At 64.7% G+C, this 15,712-nt stretch carries 13 protein-coding genes; 12 read left to right on the top strand and 1 reads right to left on the bottom strand.

What is annotated here, in order from left to right; translation table 11 throughout:
* Positions 1-68 precede the first annotated feature (68 nt).
* Entirely contained in the window at positions 69-995 is a 927-nt protein-coding gene (locus Q2M23_RS22440; RefSeq protein WP_076833602.1) for a LysR family transcriptional regulator, read from the bottom strand.
* 155 nt (positions 996-1,150) lie between these two features.
* On the opposite strand from Q2M23_RS22440, the gene Q2M23_RS22435 reads away from it, so the two are divergent.
* The 12 genes from Q2M23_RS22435 (at position 1,151) to Q2M23_RS22380 (ending at position 15,397) form a co-directional block, all read left to right on the top strand.
* On the top strand, positions 1,151-2,182 hold the full coding sequence (locus Q2M23_RS22435; protein ID WP_410469753.1) for a class 1 fructose-bisphosphatase: 1,032 nt from the start codon (positions 1,151-1,153) through the stop codon (positions 2,180-2,182).
* Positions 2,183-2,192: 10 nt separating this feature from the next.
* Positions 2,193-3,068 (top strand): phosphoribulokinase, encoded by an 876-nt coding sequence (locus tag Q2M23_RS22430; RefSeq protein ID WP_168857117.1) that lies wholly within the window; start codon positions 2,193-2,195, stop codon positions 3,066-3,068.
* Entirely contained in the window at positions 3,065-5,086 is a 2,022-nt protein-coding gene (tkt, locus tag Q2M23_RS22425; protein ID WP_316397085.1) for a transketolase, read from the top strand. Before Q2M23_RS22430 ends, tkt begins: the two co-directional genes overlap by 4 nt.
* Positions 5,087-5,101: 15 nt before the next feature.
* Complete coding sequence (fba, locus tag Q2M23_RS22420) at positions 5,102-6,184, top strand: class II fructose-bisphosphate aldolase (protein ID WP_076833454.1); 1,083 nt, start codon at positions 5,102-5,104, stop codon at positions 6,182-6,184.
* 36 nt (positions 6,185-6,220) lie between these two features.
* Positions 6,221-7,678: a form I ribulose bisphosphate carboxylase large subunit gene (locus Q2M23_RS22415; RefSeq protein ID WP_038377118.1), complete on the top strand. Its 1,458-nt coding sequence runs from the start codon at positions 6,221-6,223 to the stop codon at positions 7,676-7,678.
* A 12-nt stretch (positions 7,679-7,690) separates the two neighbouring features.
* Complete coding sequence (locus Q2M23_RS22410) at positions 7,691-8,116, top strand: ribulose bisphosphate carboxylase small subunit (protein WP_076833455.1); 426 nt, start codon at positions 7,691-7,693, stop codon at positions 8,114-8,116.
* Between the two features lie 109 nt (positions 8,117-8,225).
* The gene (cbbX, locus tag Q2M23_RS22405; RefSeq protein ID WP_316397084.1) at positions 8,226-9,167 is read left to right on the top strand and encodes a CbbX protein; all 942 of its coding nucleotides are present in this window, start codon (positions 8,226-8,228) and stop codon (positions 9,165-9,167) included.
* Positions 9,164-9,880 carry an HAD family hydrolase gene (locus Q2M23_RS22400; protein WP_076833459.1) on the top strand — a complete coding sequence of 239 codons (717 nt, stop codon included), beginning with the start codon at positions 9,164-9,166 and terminating at the stop codon, positions 9,878-9,880. The genes cbbX and Q2M23_RS22400 overlap by 4 nt, the downstream gene beginning before the upstream one ends.
* A 615-nt stretch (positions 9,881-10,495) precedes the next feature.
* Positions 10,496-11,569 carry a multiple monosaccharide ABC transporter substrate-binding protein gene (gene chvE / locus Q2M23_RS22395; protein ID WP_057015877.1) on the top strand — a complete coding sequence of 358 codons (1,074 nt, stop codon included), beginning with the start codon at positions 10,496-10,498 and terminating at the stop codon, positions 11,567-11,569.
* A 169-nt stretch (positions 11,570-11,738) separates the two neighbouring features.
* The gene (gene mmsA / locus Q2M23_RS22390) at positions 11,739-13,319 is read left to right on the top strand and encodes a multiple monosaccharide ABC transporter ATP-binding protein (RefSeq protein WP_076833461.1); all 1,581 of its coding nucleotides are present in this window, start codon (positions 11,739-11,741) and stop codon (positions 13,317-13,319) included.
* Positions 13,316-14,506: a multiple monosaccharide ABC transporter permease gene (gene mmsB, locus Q2M23_RS22385; protein WP_076833463.1), complete on the top strand. Its 1,191-nt coding sequence runs from the start codon at positions 13,316-13,318 to the stop codon at positions 14,504-14,506. Before mmsA ends, mmsB begins: the two co-directional genes overlap by 4 nt.
* Positions 14,507-14,563: 57 nt before the next feature.
* Positions 14,564-15,397, top strand: a complete 834-nt coding sequence (locus Q2M23_RS22380) for an inositol monophosphatase family protein (protein WP_076833465.1) — start codon at positions 14,564-14,566, stop codon at positions 15,395-15,397.
* Positions 15,398-15,712: the final 315 nt, after the last annotated feature.

Below are 15,712 nucleotides of genomic sequence, written 5' to 3'. Positions count from 1 at the left end.
TCAATGCCTAACATACGGCGCCACCTCGATTTTCTGGCTCGATCGGGCGTTGCGACGTCGCCCGGGCGCTAGTTTGAATTCGGCAGATAGCGCCAGCCCTCCTTGCCGAGGAAATCCAGCATGGCCTGCGCGGGCGGCAGCAGGATCTTGTCGGCGCGCCTGATCGCGTGCCACTGCCGGACGATCGGCAGGCCCTTCACCTTGAGCACCACCAGCCGGCCGTCCTCCAGCTCATGGAACACCGTGTGCTGGGAGATGAAGGCGATGCCGAGCCCGGCCATCACAGCCTGCTTGATGGTCTCGTTGCTGTCCATCGCCATGCCGAGTTTCGGCTCCAGCCCGACCCGTTCGAAATACTGCTGCATCAACATCCGCGTGCCCGATCCTTGCTCGCGAGTAATGAAGGTTTCGTTGGCGAGCTCCGATGGGGCGACGTGCCGCCGCCGCGCCAGCCGATGATCGGGCGCGGCGACGATGAAGTGCGGATGCCGGCCGAGCGGCTTCATCTCGACCTCGATGTCGGCCGGCGGCCGGCCCATTACCGCGATGTCGAGATCATAGCCGCGCAGCGCGTCGCGAATCTCCTCGCGGTTGCCGATCCTGAGCGTGACCTCGATCTTGGGAAAGCGGCGCGAGAACGCCGCGATCGCGAACGGCACGAAGTATTTCGCGGTGGAGACCGCGCCCATCGCGACGCGGCCGCCGCTGCGGCCGGCGATCATGTCGAGCGACTGCTCGCAATCCTTCAGCGCCGCTTCGATCCGCTCGACCAGCGTCAGCACATGTGCGCCGGCATCCGTCAGCGCCATGCCGTCGCCGGTACGTTGGATCAGCGGCAACCCTGCGAGCGCCTGCAGGTTGCGGAGCTGCAACGTCACCGCGGGCTGCGTCAGGTTCAACCGGTTGGCGGCGGACGTGATCGAGCCTGCCTCGTGCAGGGTCGACAGTGCGCGCAGCTGGCGGATGGTGAGATCCCGCGAGAAGTTGCCGGCCATGACAAGCTCCATAAGAAATACTTTGCTCGGACCAAAGATAATAAAATTTCCCTAATTGGGCAATTCGCGCGTTGATAGGGCGAAGGCGACTCCCCTGAGGTCGCCTCTCGAAGCCTCGGGACAGAGGGCGCGATCATAGGGAGAGGCCGGTGGAGATTCGTCCAGCATTGCATGCCCATCTGGAGTGGCCCGCGCAGCACAACCCGTTGCGCGCCGCGACCGTTGTGGTGATCGAAGCCCTTGCGCGTGCGGCGATCGAGCTCTCGCGCATCATTGCCGCCGGGCCGCTCGCCGGAGTCGGCGGCGAGAGCGGTGGCGTCAATCCCGACGGCGACCGCCAGAAGACCATCGACATCGTCGCCGACGATCTGATGCGGAACGCGCTGCGCACCGCGCCGGTCGCCGCAGTGCTGTCGGAGGAGGTCGAACTGCCTGAGACGCTCGATCCCGACGCGCCGCTCTGTGTCGCGATCGATCCGCTCGATGGATCCGCCAATCTCGAAAATAACATCTCGATCGGCACGATCTTCTCGATCCGGCCGAAAGGAAACGACGTCATCTCGACCTTCTTCGAGCCCGGCACGGCGCAATGTGCCGCCGGCTGTTTCATCTACGGTCCACAGACCGTGCTGGTGCTGGCGATCGACCAGTGCGTCGACTGCTTCACGCTGGACCCGCGAAGTGGCGAGTTCGTCCTGACCGCGCGCGATCTGCGCGTGCCGCAGGACGCGTCGGAATTCGCCATCAATGCCTCGAACCGGCGGCACTGGAGCGGCCCGGTGCGCAGCTACATCGACGATTGCCTCGCCGGAGTGAACGGCGAGCGCGGGCAGGACTTCAACATGCGCTGGATCGGCTCGCTGGTCGCTGAAGCCTACCGCATCCTGATGCGCGGCGGCGTGTTCCTGTATCCGGCGGATGCGCGCCAGGGCTACCGCGAAGGCCGGTTGCGTCTGCTGTACGAGGCGCATCCCATCGCATTGATCATGGAATGGGCGGGCGGTGCGGCGTCGAACGGCCGGTCGCGCATTCTCGAACTGTCGGCACGCACGCCGCATCAGCGTGTGCCCCTGATCATGGGATCGGCGAGCGCCGTGCGCGACGTCGATGCGATCCACCTGACCGTCGAGCCGTTGTTCGAAAGCAGCGATGCCCCGCTGTTCGCGCGGCGCGGCCTGTTCCGCTGAGGAGGACCGCATGTCACGTCGGCATCCCATCATCTCGATCACCGGCTCCTCCGGGGCCGGCACCACCTCGGTGAAGAAGACGTTCGAGAACATCTTCCGCCGCGAGAACGTGGTCGCCGCCTATATCGAGGGCGACGCCTTCCACCGCTACGACCGCGCCGAGATGCGCAGCCTGATGGCGGAGAGGGCCGAGCACGGCAACAAGCACTTCAGCCATTTCAGCCCCGAGACCAATTTGTTCGAGGAGCTGGAGAAGCTGTTCAGCGACTATGCCGAGACCGGCACCGGAACCACGCGGCACTATGTGCACGACGAGGATGAGGCGCGGCTCTACGGCGCCAAGCCCGGCACCTTCACCGCCTGGGAGGCGCTGCCGGAGAATTCCGACCTCTTGTTCTACGAGGGCCTGCACGGTGCCGTGGTCACCGCCAAGGTGAATGTCGCGCAGCATGCCGACCTCAAGATCGGCGTCGTGCCGGTCATCAACCTCGAATGGATCCAGAAGCTGCACCGCGACCGCAGCCATCGCGGCTACTCCACCGAGGCGGTGACCGACACCATCCTGCGCCGCATGCCGGACTACGTGAATTACATTTGTCCGCAATTCACCGAGACCGACATCAACTTCCAGCGCGTGCCGACCGTCGACACGTCGAACCCGTTCATCGCGCGCTGGATCCCGACGCCGGATGAATCGATGGTCGTGATCCGCTTGAAGAATCCGCGCGGCATCGATTTTCCCTATCTGCTCTCGATGATCCCGAACAGCTTCATGTCGCGCGCCAATTCGATCGTGGTGCACGGCGCCAAGCTCGACCTCGCGATGCAGCTCATCCTGACCCCGCTGATCCTGCAACTGATCGAACGAAAGAGGCGAACGATATGACCGCACTTGCGTCCGTTGCCAGCCGCCCCGAAATCAGCCACGACGAGATGGCGAACGCCATCCGCTTCCTCGCCGTCGACGCGGTCGAGCAGGCGAAATCCGGCCACCCCGGCATGCCGATGGGCATGGCCGATGTCGCGACCGTGCTGTTCACGGAGTTCCTGAAGTTCGACCCGGCCGATCCGGCCTGGCCCGACCGCGACCGCTTCGTGCTGTCGGCGGGGCACGGCTCGATGCTGCTCTACGCGCTGCTCTATCTGACGGGCTACGAGAGCATGACGCTCGATCAGCTCAAGGCATTCCGGCAGTGGGGATCGAAGACCCCGGGCCATCCCGAGTACGGCCACACCCCGGGTGTCGAGACCACGACCGGGCCGCTCGGGCAGGGGGTTGCGACCGCGGTCGGCATGGCGCTTGCCGAACGGCTGATGAACGCGCGCTTCGGCGACGACCTCGTCGACCACTACACCTATGTGATCGCCGGCGATGGCTGCCTGATGGAAGGCATCAGCCATGAGGCGATCTCGCTGGCCGGCCATTTGCGGCTGAACCGCTTGATCGTGCTGTTCGACGACAATCATATCTCGATCGACGGCGTCACGTCGCTGTCCTGTTCGGACGACCAGGCAGCGCGGTTCAAGGCCAGCGGCTGGAACGTCAACCGCATCGACGGCCACGATCCGCAGGCGATTACCGCGGCGATCAGGCAGGCGCGATCGAGCGATCGTCCGTCGTTGATCGCCTGCCGGACGGTGATCGGGTTCGGTGCGCCGAACCGGCAGGGTAGCGAAAAGGTGCATGGCGCGCCGCTCGGTGCCGATGAGATGGCGAAGACCCGTGCCGCGCTGCGCTGGCCGTATCCGGCATTCGAAATCCCCGATGCGGTGCTGGCGGAGTGGCGCGAGCTCGGCGGCCGCGGCCGCGACGCGCGGCGGGCCTGGATCGACCGTTCGCGCAGCGCCTGCAAGGGCGACAGGGCCGAGCGGTCTCCGTTCCACGATGCGCTGAACCGGAAATTGCCCTGCGCCTATGCCGAGGCGATGGCAAAGTTGGTGGAGCGGTTCGCGACCGAGCGGCCGAAGCTCGCCACGCGACAGGCTTCGCAGCAGGTCATCGACGTGATCGCGGAGGCGTTGCCCAATTTGCTGGGCGGCTCGGCCGACCTCACGCACTCCAATCTGACGCTGGCGAAGTCGCAGGTTTCGGTGCGGCCGGAAACGCTCGACGGCAGCTACATCCACTATGGCATCCGCGAACACGGCATGGCCGCGGCGATGAACGGCATCGCCCTGCACGGCGGGTTCATTCCTTATGGCGGCACCTTCCTCAGCTTTGCCGATTACAGCCGGCCGGCGATCCGCCTTGCGGCGCTGATGGGGATCCGCGTCATCCATGTGATGACCCACGATTCCATCGGGCTCGGCGAGGACGGGCCGACCCATCAGCCGGTCGAGCATCTGGCGGCGCTGCGCGCGATCCCAAACGTCCTGGTGTTCCGTCCGGCCGATGCGGTCGAGACCGCGGAAGCGTGGGACTGCGCGCTGAAGGCAGAGACCTCGCCGTCGATCCTCTGCCTGTCGCGGCAGGCGCTGCCGACGGTTCGCGACGGCAGCAAGGACAACCAGGTCGCGCTCGGCGCCTACGTTCTCGTCGAGCCGGCCTTCGCGCGTGACGTCACCCTGATTGCAACGGGTTCGGAGGTGGCGATTGCGCTCGAAGCCGCAAAGCTGCTGGCGGAAGACGGGGTACAGGCCGCGGTCGTCTCGGGCCCGTGCTTCGACCTTTTCCGCCAGCAGCCGAGCGACTATCGCGCCCAGGTGCTGGGCAGCGCCCCGCGCGTCGGCGTGGAGGCTGCGGTCGAGGGCGACTGGGCCCGCTGGCTCGGCGACAACGGTGCGTTCGTCGGCATGGCCGGCTTCGGCGCTTCCGCGCCGGCCGACGTGCTCTACCGCGAATTCGGCATCACGCCCGCGGCAATCGCTGCTGCAGCAAAACAGCTCATTCAACGAGCGAATTGAAAGGAGGACGCCACCATGGCGCGGATAACCCTGAGGCAGTTGCTGGACCACGCCGCCGAACGCGGCTACGGCGTTCCGGCCTTCAACATCAACAATATGGAGCAGGGCCTCGCCATCATGGAGGCGGCGGCTTCCTGCGATGCGCCTGTCATCATCCAGGCCTCGCGCGGCGCGCGCTCCTATGCCAACGACATCATGCTGGCGAAGATGATCGACGCGCTCGAGGAGATGCATCCGCAGATTCCGCTCTGCCTGCATCTCGATCACGGCAATGAAGAGGCGACCTGCGCCACCGCGATCCGCTACGGCTTCACTTCCGTCATGATGGACGGCTCGCTCAAGGCCGACGCCAAGACCGCAGCCGACTATGACTACAATGTCGATATCACCCGCCGGGTGGTCGACATGGCGCACTGGGTCGGCGCGTCGGTCGAAGGCGAGCTCGGCGTGCTCGGCTCGCTCGAGCATGGCGGCGGCGAGCAGGAGGACGGCCATGGCGTCGAGGGCAAGCTGAGTCATGATCAGCTGCTCACCGATCCGGACCAGGCGGTCGATTTCGTCCGCGCCACCAAGGTCGATGCGCTCGCGATCGCGATGGGCACCTCGCACGGCGCCTACAAGTTCACGCGGCGGCCCGACGGCGAGATCCTGGCGATGCGCGTGGTCGAGGAGATCCACACGCGGCTGCCGAACACGCATCTGGTGATGCACGGCTCGTCCTCGGTGCCGCAGCCGCTGCAGGACATGTTCAACCAGTTCGGCGGCGAGATGCCGCAGACCTGGGGCGTCCCGGTCGAGGAGATCGTCCGCGGCATCAAGCACGGGGTGCGCAAGGTCAATATTGACACCGATTGCCGCCTGGCGATGGCGGCGGCCTTCCGCAAGGTCGCCGTCCAATCGAAGAGCGAGTTCGATCCGCGCAAATTCCTGAAGCCTGCGATGGATGCGCTGCGCGAACTCTGCCGTGATCGCTTCGAGCAGTTCGGCACGGCCGGCAATGCCGCCCGGATCAAGGTGGTTGCACTGCCGGAGATGGCCCGCCGCTATCGCGCCGGCGCGCTCGATCCGCAAATTGGAAAGATGACCCAGGCCGCCTGAGCAAATGGCGACGAACCACAGGAGATTTCGATGAACATGCAGCAGTCGATCACAGTGCGCGGCAAGGATCGCTACAAGTCCGGCGTGATGGAATACAAGCGGATGGGCTATTGGGAGCCGAACTACGAGCCCAAGGACACCGACGTCATCGCCTTGTTCCGCGTCACGCCGCAGGATGGCGTCGATCCGACCGAAGCCTGCGCGGCGGTGGCGGGCGAATCCTCGACCGCGACCTGGACCGTGGTGTGGACCGACCGGCTGACGGCCGCGGAGAAATACCGGGCGAAGTGCTACCGCGTCGATCCGGTGCCGAATTCGCCGGGCAGCTACTTCGCCTACATCGCCTATGACCTCGACCTGTTCGAGCCGGGCTCGATCTCGAACCTGACGGCCTCGATCATCGGCAATGTGTTCGGCTTCAAGCCGCTGAAGGCGCTGCGGCTCGAGGACATGAGGCTGCCGACCGCCTACGTGAAGACATTCCAGGGCCCCGCGACCGGCATCGTGGTGGAGCGCGAGCGGCTCGACAAGTTCGGCCGTCCGTTGCTCGGCGCCACCGTGAAGCCGAAGCTCGGCCTGTCCGGCCGCAACTACGGCCGCGTTGTTTATGAAGCCTTGAAAGGCGGGCTCGATTTCACCAAGGACGACGAGAACATCAACTCGCAGCCCTTCATGCACTGGCGCGAGCGCTTCCTCTACTGCATGGAGGCGGTCAACCGCGCGCAGGCCGCGACCGGCGAGATCAAGGGGACCTATCTCAACGTCACCGCGGCGACCATGGAGGACATGTACGAGCGCGCGGAGTTTGCCCATGAGCTCGGCTCCAACATCGTCATGATCGACCTTGTGATCGGCTACACCGCGATCCAGTCGATGGCGAAGTGGGCGCGCAGGAACAACATGATCCTGCATCTGCATCGCGCCGGCCACTCGACCTACACGCGGCAGCGCAGCCACGGTGTCTCGTTCCGCGTGATCGCGAAATGGATGCGGCTCGCCGGCGTCGATCACATCCATGCCGGCACGGTGGTCGGCAAGCTCGAGGGCGATCCGAACACCACCCGCGGCTATTACGACATCTGCCGCGAGGACTTCAATCCGTTGCACCTGGAGCACGGCGTGTTCTTCGACCAGAACTGGGCGAGCCTCAACAAGCTGATGCCGGTGGCCTCTGGCGGCATTCATGCCGGCCAGATGCACCAGCTGCTCGATCTGCTCGGCGAGGACGTCGTGCTGCAGTTCGGCGGCGGCACCATCGGCCATCCCCGCGGCATCCAGGCCGGCGCCACCGCCAACCGCGTCGCGCTGGAGGCCATGATCCTCGCCCGCAACGAGGGGCGCGACTACGTCCATGAGGGGCCGGAGATCCTGGCCAAGGCGGCGCAGACCTGCACGCCGCTGCGCGAGGCGCTCGACGTCTGGAAGGACGTCACCTTCAACTACGAGTCGACCGACGCCCCCGATTTCGTTCCCACGCCGAGCATGGCGGTCTGAGAGGAGATACTCATGCGCGTTACCCAAGGCTGCTTCTCGTTCCTGCCCGATCTCACCGACGAGCAGATCGCTGCGCAGGTGCAATACTGCCTCGACAAGGGTTGGGCGGTGAACATCGAGTTCACCGACGATCCGCATCCCCGCAACACCTATTGGGACATGTGGGGCCTGCCGATGTTCGACCTGCGCGATGCGGCGGGCATCATGAAGGAGCTCGCCGACTGCCGACGGGTCTATGGCGACCGCTATATCCGGATCTCCGGCTTTGATTCCAGCCCGGGCTGGGAGTCGGTTCGCATCTCCTTCATCGTCAACCGGCCGCAGGAGGAGCCAGGCTTCCGGCTCGACCGCCAGGAGGCGGCCGGACGCAATCTGCGTTATGCGACCCATTCCTATGCAGCGGGCCGCCCCGAAGGCGAACGCTACACCGATCATTGACCGCGTCCGGCTTGCAAACCAGGCGGGTTGCTCCCTCGACCGTCCTGGTCCGGATGCACTTCTCCGTCGTCGCCGCCGCGGCGACGGAGCTTTTCCAGGCGAGATGATAATGACGCAGGCGCAAGAACAGATCAGCGAACAAATCCGCGAGACCCCGCTCGAGACCATCGACCTTCGCCATGAATTCGCCGACCTCGGCATCGGCGACGTGCTCGACCAGCTCGATACCGAATTGATCGGCCTGAAGCCGGTGAAGACCCGCATCCGCGAGATCGCCTCGCTGCTGCTGGTCGAACGCATCAGGCAGAAGATGGCGCTGGCGACGACGTTTCCGACCCTGCACATGTCGTTCACCGGCAACCCCGGCACCGGCAAGACCACGGTCGCGCTGCGGATGGCCGGCATCCTGCACAAGCTCGGCTTCGTGCGCCGCGGCCACGTCATCAGCGTCACGCGCGACGACCTCGTCGGCCAATATATCGGCCACACCGCGCCGAAGACGAAAGAGATATTGAAGAAGGCGATGGGCGGCGTGCTGTTCATCGACGAGGCCTATTACCTCTATCGCCCGGAAAATGAGCGCGACTACGGGCAGGAGGCGATCGAGATCCTGCTGCAGGTGATGGAGCAGCAGCGCGAGGATCTGGTGGTGATCCTGGCCGGCTATGGCGACCGCATGGAGAAATTCTTCCAGAGCAATCCAGGCTTCCGCTCCCGCATCGCGCATCATATCGATTTCCCGGACTATTCGGACGGCGAGTTGCTCTGGATCGCCGAGCTGATGTTGCAGCAGCAGAATTATCGGTTCTCTCCGGAAGCCCGCGAGGCCTTCATCCGTTACATCGCCGTGCGCAAAGAACAGCCGCTGTTCTCCAATGCACGCTCGATCCGCAATGCGCTCGATCGCATCCGGCTGCGCCAGGCCAACCGGATCGTGGCGAAGCTCGACCGCACGCTCACCGCCGACGACGTGATGTCGATCGAGGCCGGCGACGTGCTCGCTAGCCGGGTGTTCGTCAAAGGCGCCGGTGCGCCGGGCGAGGGACGATGAACGAGGCGCTCGCCGTGATCCGGTCCGCCGGGATGCGCGACATCATCGTGAGCGCCCGCGCCCTGATCTTCGATGTCGACGGCACGCTCGCCGAAACCGAGGAGGTGCACCGCCGCGCCTTCAATGAAGCCTTTGCCGAAGCCGGCCTCGATTGGTTCTGGGACCAGGTCACTTATGCGCGGCTGCTTCGGGTGGCCGGAGGCAAGGAGCGCATCCGCGCCTTCGACCAGCGCAACGCGGTCCCAATGCTGACATTCGCCGAGATCGCCGACCTGCACAGGATCAAGACCGCGCGCTACGCCGCGCTGATTGCCTCGGGCGGCTGCCCATTGCGGCCGGGTGTCAGGGCCTGGCTCGCCGGCGCGCGCAGCCGCGGCCAGCGCCTGGCGATCGCAACGACCACCTCGCACGGCAATATCGATGCGCTGCTTTCGGTTTCGCTGGGGCTGGACTGGGCCGATCAGTTCGAGGCGATCGTTGCCGGCGACGACGTGCCGCGGAAGAAGCCGGCGCCTGACGTCTACACCGAGGTCCTGACCCGGCTCGGGCTCGGGCCGGGAGATTGCGTCGCAATCGAGGATTCCGGCAACGGCCTCGCCGCCGCGGCGCGCGCCGGCATCCCCGTGGTCATCACCCGCAGCACCTATTTCAGCGACGACGATTTCACCGAGGCATTGCTGGTTGTTGACGATCTCTCTGACATCGACGCCTGAAGATCGCTGCCGCCGGCCGGCAGCTCAGGCCAATTTATTCAGATGATGAAATAAATGGCGCTTGCATCCATAGCAGGGTGAAGGCACAATCCGGCCAAAGGTTACCAGAAGCGGTGCTGCACCACCTGGGAGGCGATGGGACTTGCCAGCGATTCCGGACAGTACCCCTGCGACCCTCCGCGTCTCCGATCAATTTCTTCGGATAATTAAATAAATGGCCAGTCGGCGCTTGCGTCCACATTGCAGCGGCAACATCAACCAAAGGGTGCAGAAAACGGCAGCGCACCGCCAGACGTCCTGTCGGACGCTGGCGCTCGCCAACGATTCCGGGAGACCGGCGCCTCATGATCCTCCACGTCATTCCTGCGCCTCGTTCGTCCAACGACATGGCTCGCGGCTGAACCCGGCATTGCGGGATCGACATGACCGACCATGCGTAGCGAGCATTGGCGCTGTTGACGGGTACGATCGACATTCCGCAATTTCGGTTCGTGACGGTCCCGGCGCCGATCCGACATCGCCGTAGAATCTGAGGCCGGCCCACGAGCGATCGCCGTCGATTGATGCTGTCCACGGCAACTGGAATCCCAACTCAAAAAAGCAAGGGAGTGAAGCATGTTCAAATTGAAGACCACCTTGTTCGCGCTTGCGCTGGCCGGCCTTGCCGCGACGGTGTCGGATCGCGACGCCATGGCCCAGAGCAAGCCGACCATCGGCATCGCGATGCCGACCAAGTCCTCGGCACGCTGGATCGACGACGGCAACAACATGGTCAAGGTGCTGAAGGAGCGCGGCTACGGCACCGATCTGCAATATGCCGAAGACGACATTCCGAACCAGCTCTCCCAGGTCGAGAACATGGTGACCAAGGGCGCCAAGGTGCTGGTCATCGCGGCCATCGACGGCACCACCTTGTCCGATGTCCTGAAGCAGGCCAAGGCCCAGGGCATCACGGTGATCGCCTATGACCGCCTGATCCGCGGCACCCCCAACGTCGACTATTACGCGACCTTCGACAATTTCCAGGTCGGTGTGCTGCAGGCCCAGTCGATCGAGAACGCGCTCGGGCTCAAGGAGGGCAAGGGGCCCTTCAACATCGAGCTGTTCGGCGGCTCGCCCGACGACAACAACGCGTACTTCTTCTACGACGGCGCGATGTCGGTGTTGAAGCCCTATATCGACAGCGGCAAGCTCGTGGTCGGCAGCGGCCAGACGGGCATGAACAAGGTTGCGACGCTGCGCTGGGACGGTGCGACCGCGCAGGCGCGGATGGACAACCTGCTCAGTGCGTTCTACGGCAAGAAGCGCGTCGACGCGGTGCTGTCGCCCTATGACGGCCTGTCGATCGGCATCATCTCCTCGCTGAAGAGCGTCGGCTACGGCAGCAAGGACCAGCCGATGCCGTACATCAGCGGGCAGGATGCCGAAGTCCCCTCGATCAAGGCGATGCTGCGCGGCGAGCAATATTCGACCATCTTCAAGGACACCCGCGACCTCGCCAAGGTCACCGCCGACATGGTCGACGCTGTGCTGAGCAAGAAGGAGGTCAGCGTCAACGACACCAAGACCTACAACAACGGGGTCAAGGTGGTTCCGTCCTATCTCCTCAAGCCGGTCGTGGTGGATAAGACCAATTGGGAGAAAGTCCTGATTGACAGCGGCTATTACAAGCGCTCGCAATTCGACTAGAGCGTTTTCGAGCGAAGCGGGTACCGGTTCGCGTGAGGAAAACGCGTCAAAACTAGAATCTGGAGCCCCGTTCCGATTTAATCGGAACGGAATAGGCTTCAGGGCGGATCGCCGGGCAAGCGGCGGCGAGCCGGGCCGGGGGGCGATTGACGCTGCAGGACATGATCCGATGACGGCAATGCTTGAGATGCGCGGCGTCAGCAAGAGCTTTGCCGGCGTGCAGGCGTTGCGCGACGTCAGCTTTACCGTCGAGGCTGGGCAGATCCATGCGCTGGTCGGCGAAAACGGCGCCGGCAAGTCGACCTTGATGAAGGTCTTGAGCGGAGTCTATCCGGCCGGCAGCTACGATGGATCGATCGTGTTCGACGGCGAGGAGCGGCGCTTCCGCGACATCAACGACAGCGAGGCGCTCGGGATCATCATCATCCATCAGGAGCTGGCGCTGATCCCGCTGATGTCGATTGCCGAGAACATCTTTCTGTCGCATCCGCCGTCGCGGTTCGGCGTCATCGACCGCAACGCGGTGCATCGGCGGACCGCCGAACTGTTGGCGCAGGTCGGCTTGCGGGAGCCGCCGGACACGCTGATCACCGACCTCGGCGTCGGCAAGCAGCAGCTCGTGGAGATCGCCAAGGCCCTGTCCAAGCGGGTGCGCATCCTGATCCTCGACGAGCCGACCGCCAGTCTCAACGAGGCCGACAGCGCCGCCTTGCTCGAGCGTCTCCTGGCCTTCCGCGAGCAGGGCATCGCCTCGATCCTGATCTCGCACAAGCTGAACGAGGTTGCGCGGGTCGCCGACCGCATCACGGTGCTGCGCGACGGCCGCACCGTCGACAGCATCGACTGCCGGACCGAGCGCATCGAGGAGGACCGCATCATCCGCAGCATGGTCGACCGCGATCTGGCGCATCGTTTTCCCGAGCGGAAGGCGGAGATCGGCGAACCCGTGATGACGGTGGAGAACTGGTCAGTGTATCACCCGCTGCATACCGAGCGGCAGGTGATCAAGAACGTCGACTTCACACTGCGGCGCGGCGAGGTAGTCGGTATCGCCGGCCTGATGGGCGCCGGCCGCACCGAGTTCGCCATGAGCCTGTTCGGCCGCGCCTGGGGCACCAACGTCTCCGGCAAGGTCCGCCTCGATGGACGCGAGGCCGATCTGTCCAGCGTGCCGGCCGCGATCGATGCCGGCATCGCCTATGTCACCGAAGACCGCAAGCAGCTCGGGCTGATCCTTGCCGCCGACGTCCGCAAGAACGTGACGGTGGCGAGCCTGCGCCAGGTGTCGGATCGCGGCGTGATCGACGATGTCGCCGAGCTGAAGGCCGCGAGCGACTACCGCACCCGGATGCGGATCCGCTGCTCCGACGTCTACCAGGCGACCGGCGACCTCTCGGGCGGCAACCAGCAGAAGGTCGTGCTGTCGAAATGGCTGATGACCGATCCGAGGGTGCTGCTGCTGGACGAGCCGACGCGCGGGATCGACGTCGGCGCGAAATACGAGATCTACTCCATTATCAACGAGCTGGCGGAGGCCGGCAGGGGCGTCGTGGTGATCTCCTCGGAGATGCCCGAGCTGCTCGGCATCTGCGACCGGATCTGCGTGATGAATGACGGCGCCTTCGTCGGCGAGTTCGCAGGCCACGATGCGACGCAGGAGAAGATCATGCGCGCCATCATGCGCAATGACAGAATGTCCGGACGCCGCGCCGACGAAAGGGTGGCACGCGCCGGAGGAGGGGCACCATGACCGACAAGACGGTATCGCTTCCCGAGGCCCCCAGGCATTCCGGCTTCATCAAGAACAATCTGCGCAACTACGGCATGCTGCTGTCGCTGCTCGCGATCATGCTGTTCTTCGAGATCGTGACCGACGGCACGCTGTTGCAGCCGCTCAACCTCACCAATCTCGTGCTGCAGAACAGCTACATCGTCATCATGGCGCTCGGCATGCTGCTGGTGATCGTCACCGGGCATATCGATCTTTCGGTCGGCTCGGTCGCGGGCTTCGTCGGCGCCGTCGCGGCGGTGCTGATGGTGCGCTACCATGTCAGCTACCCGATCGCCTTCGTCGCCTGCCTCTTGGTCGGCGCCGCGATCGGCGCGGCCCAGGGCTACTGGGTGGCCTATTTCGGCATTCCGTCCTTCATCGTGACGCTGGCGGGCATGCTGGTGTTCAAGGGCCTCGCGCTTGCGGTCCTGCAGGGCCAGTCGGTCGGGCCGTTCCCGCCGACCTTCCAGAAGCTGTCGTCGGGCTTCATCCCCGAGCTGTTCCCGAGCGCCGGCACGCTCTATCCGACGTCGCTCGCGATCGGCATCGTCCTGGCGTTTGTGCTGGTGCTGGCGACCGCCAGGAGCCGGGCGCGTGAGCAGGCGCACGGCATCGCCGTCGAGCCCTATGCGTTCTTCGTCGTCAAGAGCATCGCGCTGGCGGGCGCGGTGCTCTACTTCACCTACCTGATCGCCTCGCATCGCGGCCTGCCCAACGTGCTCGTCATCATGACCGTCCTGATCGCGCTCTATGGCTTCGTCACGCGGCGGACGGTGATCGGGCGGCAGATCTACGCGGTGGGCGGCAACGCCAAGGCGGCGAAACTGTCGGGCGTCAAGACCGAACGGCTCACCTTCTTCACCTTCGTCAACATGGGCGTGCTGGCCGCGCTCGCCGGGCTGGTGTTCGCAGCCCGGCTCAACACCGCGACGCCGAAGGCCGGCCTCGGCTTCGAGCTCGATGTGATCGCCGCCTGCTTCATCGGCGGTGCGTCGGCCTATGGCGGCGTCGGCTGGGTCGGTGGCGCGGTGGTCGGTGCCATGATCATGGGCGTGATGAACAACGGCATGTCGATCCTCGGTATCGGCATCGATTATCAGCAAGTGATCAAGGGCCTCGTCCTGCTGGGCGCCGTCTGCATCGATGTCTACAACCAGCGCCGCTGACCGCCACGCAGTCGCAATTCCACGATAGGATGCCGGCGCAACGCAGGAGAATGCCGCGTGAAACTGTCCCACGCCGACGCGCTTGATATCGGAGCCATCCTTGCCGAAGTCGGCCGCAGCGAGATCATGCCGCGGTTCCGCCGCGTGCGGGAGATCGAGGTCCGCACCAAGACATCGGCATTCGACGTCGTCACCGAAGCCGATGAGCTTGCCGAGCAGGCGATATCGGCGGCGCTGCTGCGGGCGTTTCCGAATGCGGTTGTGATCGGCGAGGAGGGCACCGCGCGTGATCCGGCCGCGCTCGATCAGGTCGGAACCGCGGAGCTTGCCTTCATCATCGATCCGATCGACGGCACGCGGAACTTCACCTCGAGCTTGCCGCTGTTCGGCACCATGGTGGCGGCCACCATGCGCGGCGAGATCGTGCTCGGCGCGATCCATGATCCGGTCAGCAACGACACCGCATTCGCGCTGCGCGGCGAGGGCGCGTGGCTCGCGATGCCGGACGGCCGGCGGCATGACCTGAAAGTGGCTCCCGCCGTGCCGGTCAAGCAGATGGATACGATCGTCGGCGTCAACTTCCTGCCCGAGCCGCTACGCACAATTGTCGCCGGCAATCTTTCCAGGCTCGGCGGCAGCGCCTGGCTCAGATGCGCCGCGCACGAGTATCGCATGGCGGCCTCCGGACATTGCCACCTGCTGTTCTACAACAAGCTGATGCCGTGGGATCATGCCGCGGGCTGGCTGCTGCATCGCGAGGCCGGCGGCTACAGCGCGCATTTCGACGGATCATCCTACCGGCCGGTCAATCTGACCGGCGGCTTGCTGTGCGCACCCGACGAGGCGAGCTGGCACGCGGCGCGAGAGGCGATCCTGATGCCGGCTGGATAGCAGCGGACGCCGGTTCGTCGCGTTGCGGCGGTTATGAGCCACATTGGTTTTCGGATTCAACTGTCAAACAGCTTGTTCGGTGTCGTCCGTGCGAAAGCAGGGACCCATACGCCGCGGCAGGTGTTGAGTGGGACTCGTTGTCCCAACATCGTTCAACAATCAGCATTTGTGGTTATGGGTCCCTGCTTTCGCACTAGCGTGTCTACACGGTTTTGGGGCGCGACAGATTGACTCGGTGCAGCAAGAAGTGGCGTCTCTGCAGCATGTTGTATGATTCTCTCACTGGCGCTTTGATTCGAAGGAGCGCCAGCGATG

The organism is Bradyrhizobium sp. 33ap4, assembly GCF_032654765.1.
In the GTDB taxonomy this organism is placed as follows: Bacteria; Pseudomonadota; Alphaproteobacteria; order Rhizobiales; family Xanthobacteraceae; genus Bradyrhizobium; species Bradyrhizobium australafricanum.
Note: the sequence above shows the minus strand (reverse complement) of the source record. Positions and strands in the feature narration are given on the sequence as shown.